Origin of the sequence: Bradyrhizobium sp., from assembly GCF_017881085.1 — a bacterium.
Taxonomy (GTDB): Bacteria; Pseudomonadota; Alphaproteobacteria; order Rhizobiales; family Xanthobacteraceae; genus Bradyrhizobium.
The window spans coordinates 1-4,526 of sequence record NZ_JADGRI010000382.1; the positions used below are offsets into that span (position 1 = coordinate 1).

Below are 4,526 nucleotides of genomic sequence, written 5' to 3' on the forward strand. Positions count from 1 at the left end.
CGCCTTGACCTTCTGGAACGTCAGCGGACGCGAGAAGTCCATGGTCATGTCGTTTTCGCGGCTGTAGATGACCTTGACCGGCTTGCCGACGGCCTTGGCGGCCTGCACCGCCGGCACCATCATGTCGGCGTCGAGACGCCGGCCGAAGCCGCCGCCCAGCCACGTCTGGTGCATCACGACGAATTTGGGATCGACCCCGGCGGCACCGGCCGCGATCGCGCCGGAGCGCGTCGCGAACTGGTTGCCGGAATAGATATGCCAGATATCGCCCTTGAGCTCCGCCGTGGCGTTCATCGGCTCCATCGGCGCATGGATGTTGATGTTGGTGGTGTATTCCGCCTCCATCACCTTCGCCGCCGTGCCGAACGCCGCCGCGGTGTCGCCGTCCTTGACGAAGAACAGGCCGGAATCATCGAGCGCCTGCAGCCGTTTGGCTTCAGTGAGCAGCGACTCGCTCGACAGCTTGGCGTTGGGCCCGCCGTCATAGCTGATCTTCAGCGCATCCGCCGCCTTGCGGGCGTTGGCATAGGTATTGGCCACCGCCACCACCCAGCCCGTCGTGGTCGCGGTCTTGTCGTCGAGGATGACGGCCTGGATGAAGCCCGGCACCTTCTTGGCTTCGCTGTCGTCGACCGATTTGACAGTAGCGCCATAGCGCACCGGCGGCGTGACGAGCTTGCCGTACACCATGCCCGGCAGCATGGTGTCGATGCCGTATTTCGCCGTGCCGTTGGTCTTGGAAGGAATATCCAGCTGCGGCACCGAAACGCCGATCATGGTGTACTGGTCGGGCGTCTTGAGCTTGATCGCCTTGAGTTCATCGGGCGTAAAGGTCTTGGTGATCTTGCCGCTCTTGACGATCTCGGCGAACGTCATCGACTTCTTCGATTTCGGATGCGAAACCGCGGAGTCCCTGACGACCATCTCGTCCTTGTAGTAGGGCGGCACGCCCATCGCGGCGACCGCGGCGTCGACCAACGCCAGGCGCCCTGCGGCACCCGCGCGGCTCATCGCATCGAAGTTCATCATGGTGCTCCAGCTGCCGCCGGTAATCTGCGCGCCGAGCACGGGATCGTTGAACTTCGGATCGTTGGAAGCGAGTTGAACCCGCATATCCTTCCAGTTGGCGCCGAGCTCTTCGCAGATGATCTGCGCCATGGTGGAAGCGATGTGCTGGCCCATATCGGCCTTGCCGCAGGTGACCGTGACGATCCCGTCCGGCGCGATCGAATACCAGACGCTGGGATCGAAATTGGAAGGTGCGGCGAGCGCCTGGTCGGCGCCGAGCAGGCCGGGAACGCCGGAATAGCCAAGCGCAAGGCCCGCGGCGGCGGTACCGACGAGGAACGAACGGCGGCTCAGATCGGCCGGCTCACCCTGGGTGATTTTCACGTGCGTATTCATGTTGCCCTCCGCTCGGTGCCGGCGTTGGAGGCAGTGCGCATTTCGGAAGCAGCCCGCATGATCGCCTTCTGAATGCGCGAATAGGTCATGCAACGGCAGAGGTTGCCGTCCATATGCGCCACGACTTCTTCCTTGGTCGGGTTGGCGTTCTTGGCAAGCAGCGAGGCGGCCTGCATGATCTGCCCGGACTGGCAGTAGCCGCATTGCGGGACCTGCTCGGCGATCCATGCCTTCTGCAGGGGATGATCGCCCTTGGCGCTGAGGCCCTCGATGGTGGTGATCTTCTTGCCGGCGACGTCGGAGATCGCAGTCTGGCACGACCGCACCGCTTCGCCATTGACGTGAACCGTGCAGGCGCCGCACAGCCCGGCGCCGCAGCCGAACTTGGTACCGGTCATCTGCAGTTGCTCGCGGATGGCCCAGAGCAGCGGCGTGTCGGGTGCCGCCTCGACGGACATATTCCGTCCATTGATGTTGAGATTAGGCATGGTTTCTTCCCCTGCCGGTGCATGATGCCGCTTACGGCGGCTACTCACTTTGTCGAATGGCCTGACACCCACCGGGATGATGCCGACCTTGTACGCGAGAATGATCGTGTTCCAATCCGGAAGCAATCCAATTTGGAATGGGGCGAAGAGAAAAAATCGCGAAATGCACGTTGTGCGCTGCGGCAACGACTTCGCCATAAAGTGGACAGGAATTTGGTGCCCACGCCACGAGCAAGCATGGATCGCTGCTTTGCCTTTGGGCAATTCCCCTCGGGCGTTGGATCGCGCTAGAATAACATGCGACAAAACGCTTTCGGGAATCCGCCGGGAAAGTCGTCATGCCGAAAATGGATCGGGACGGGGTCAAGATACATTATGAGGTCCATGGCAGTGGGCCTGCGCTGCTACTGACCCACGGCTACTCCTCGACATCGGCGATGTGGAAGGGCCAGATCGAGGCGCTGTCGCGACATCACAAGCTCGTCTTGTGGGACATGCGCGGCCACGGCAAGTCCGACTACCCCGACGATCCCGCAACCTATAGCGAAGCGCTGACGGTTGCCGACATGGCGGCGCTGCTCGACGCGGTCGGCGCCGAGACCGCCATCGTCGGCGGACTTTCCCTGGGAGGCTATATGTCGCTTGCCTTCCATCGCGCGCATCCGGATCGCGTGCGGGCGCTTTTGATCATCGATACCGGGCCGGGCTTCAAGAAAGACGAGGCGCGCGAGGCCTGGAACAAGCGCGCGCTTGAAACCGGCGATCGCTTCGATCGTGAGGGATTGGCGGTACTGAGGTCCGGCAGCCGCGAACGTTCCACGGTCAGCCATCGCGATGCCTCGGGCCTGGCGCGCGCCGCGCGCGGCATGCTGACCCAGCGCGACGCCCGCGTGATCGAATCGCTGCCCGGCATCAGGGTGCCGTCGCTGGTGGTGGTCGGCGCCGATGACACGCCGTTTCTCGCCGCTGCCGATTACATGGCTGCCAAGATTCCCGGCGCGACGAAGGTCGTCATCCCGGCGGCCGGCCACGCCGTCAACATCGACCAGCCGCAGGCGTTCATCGACGCGGTGTTGCCGTTCCTCGATAGCCTGCCGCGCAGCGTCCCCAAAGAGATCCTGGTTCAGTCATGAAAAGCTTTGCGTCCACTGCGTTGTTGCTGATCGCGGCCTCCGCCGCGCAAGTCGGGCCTGCTCGCGCGCAACAAATGGCGCCCGGTTCTCCCCCGCGCGCTCCCTTCACCGCGACCCTGTCAAACACTACGCCGCTGGTGTTCGGGATGGATGTGGCAAATGCCTCGTGGGCGTTGGGCGAACCGCTCAGCTATGTCAGCGGACGAGCGGGCGGCGAGATCTATCTTGCCACCCGCAACATCGGCGGCAGCGGACTGCTCAACCACCACGACCGACTTTTTCTGCAATTCCGCAAGGGCAGACTGACCGGCTGGAAGGCCGACTGGGGCCACAATTGGATGTGGCAATAACCGGCAGGCCTGGCCCCGACTCCTCCCAGACATTCTCCAACAAAACCCTCAAGCAAATGAATGGACGACCGTGGGAAGAGATCTCAAACTGAAGGCTTCGGATAATTTTCAGCTGGGGGCCTATCGCGCCGACCCAACGGCCGCGCCCAAGGGCGCGGTGGTGGTGATCCAGGAAATCTTCGGCGTCAATCACCACATTCGCGCGGTATGCGATCGGCTCGCCGGTGAAGGCTATGTCGCCATCGCGCCTGCCATCTTCGACCGCGTCGAGCTCAATTTCACGTCCGGCTATTCGCCCGACGAGATCGCGATCGCGCGCAAATTCGTCGCCAATCCCGATTGGGAGGCGATGCTGCGCGATACCCAGGCCGCCATTGACGCCGTCAAGAATGTCGGCCCGGTCGGCATCATCGGCTTTTGCCTCGGCGGCAGCATTGCCTATGCTGCGGCGACAAAGCTGTCAGGGCTCAAGGCCGCGATCGGCTATTACGGCGGCGCGGTCGTACGCTTCGCCGACGACAAGCCTGAAGTGCCGACCCAGCTTCATTTTGGCGAGAAGGACGCCGGCATTCCGCTCAGCGATGTCGAGACCATCAAGGCGAAAAGACCCGATGTCGAGGTCTACGTCTATCCGGGCGCCCAGCACGGCTTCCACTGCGACGAGCGGGCGAGCTACGACAAGGCCAGCGCCGATATCGCCTGGCCGCGCAGCATGGAATTCTTCGCCAAGCATTTGAAGAAATAGGGCGCGACGACCCACCGCCGTCATTCCGGGATGGTCCGAAGGACCAGACCCGGAATCTCGAGATTCCGCGTTCGATGCTACGCATCGCCCCGGAATGACGAAGTACTTCGTCAGAACCAGCGTTCGCCGACGAGAACGGTATCGCCCGGGCTAACCGCGGTGCCGAGCGGCACGACCACGCGCATCGAGCCCGAACCGTCGGTATGGGTCAGCGTGACGGTGTCGCGCCGCGCGCGCGGTGAAAAGCCGCCGGCGATCGCCACCGCGCTCTCGACGCTCATATTGGGGACGTAAGGATATTGGCCGGGGGCCGCGACTTCGCCGAGGATGAAGAACGGCCGGTAGGATTCGATCTCCACCGCCACCGAGGGATCGCGGATATAGCCGTTGCGCAGTTTGGCGGCGA

6 protein-coding genes are annotated in these 4,526 nt (G+C 63.1%); 3 read left to right on the forward strand and 3 right to left on the reverse strand.

Features of this window, described 5'->3' with window-relative positions; all coding sequences use genetic code 11:
* A partial coding sequence (locus QZ213_RS24985; RefSeq protein WP_291688745.1) for a molybdopterin cofactor-binding domain-containing protein occupies positions 1-1,404 on the reverse strand: 1,404 nt, incomplete at its 3' end.
* The gene (locus QZ213_RS24990) at positions 1,401-1,892 is read right to left on the reverse strand and encodes a (2Fe-2S)-binding protein (protein ID WP_291688746.1); all 492 of its coding nucleotides are present in this window, start codon (positions 1,890-1,892) and stop codon (positions 1,401-1,403) included. The genes QZ213_RS24985 and QZ213_RS24990, both read right to left, overlap by 4 nt.
* Before the next feature lie 338 nt (positions 1,893-2,230).
* On the opposite strand from QZ213_RS24990, the gene QZ213_RS24995 reads away from it, so the two are divergent.
* From QZ213_RS24995 to QZ213_RS25005, 3 genes are all read left to right on the forward strand, one after another.
* Positions 2,231-3,025 carry an alpha/beta fold hydrolase gene (locus QZ213_RS24995; RefSeq protein ID WP_291688747.1) on the forward strand — a complete coding sequence of 265 codons (795 nt, stop codon included), beginning with the start codon at positions 2,231-2,233 and terminating at the stop codon, positions 3,023-3,025.
* On the forward strand, positions 3,022-3,375 hold the full coding sequence (locus QZ213_RS25000) for a hypothetical protein (RefSeq protein ID WP_291688748.1): 354 nt from the start codon (positions 3,022-3,024) through the stop codon (positions 3,373-3,375). The genes QZ213_RS24995 and QZ213_RS25000 overlap by 4 nt, the downstream gene beginning before the upstream one ends.
* Before the next feature lie 70 nt (positions 3,376-3,445).
* Entirely contained in the window at positions 3,446-4,120 is a 675-nt protein-coding gene (locus tag QZ213_RS25005) for a dienelactone hydrolase family protein (RefSeq protein ID WP_291688749.1), read from the forward strand.
* A 110-nt stretch (positions 4,121-4,230) separates the two neighbouring features.
* On the opposite strand, the gene QZ213_RS25010 is transcribed toward QZ213_RS25005, so the two are convergent.
* A partial coding sequence (locus QZ213_RS25010) for an SLBB domain-containing protein (protein ID WP_291688750.1) occupies positions 4,231-4,526 on the reverse strand: 296 nt, incomplete at its 5' end.

What these genes read in the sequence shown, in the direction of transcription:
- QZ213_RS24990 (WP_291688746.1), bottom strand. Translation starts at nt 1,892, where the DNA reads ATGCCTAATCTCAACATCAATGGACGGAATATGTCCGTCGAGGCGGCA.
- QZ213_RS24995 (WP_291688747.1), top strand. Translation starts at nt 2,231, where the DNA reads ATGCCGAAAATGGATCGGGACGGGGTCAAGATACATTATGAGGTCCAT.
- QZ213_RS25000 (WP_291688748.1), top strand. Translation starts at nt 3,022, where the DNA reads ATGAAAAGCTTTGCGTCCACTGCGTTGTTGCTGATCGCGGCCTCCGCC.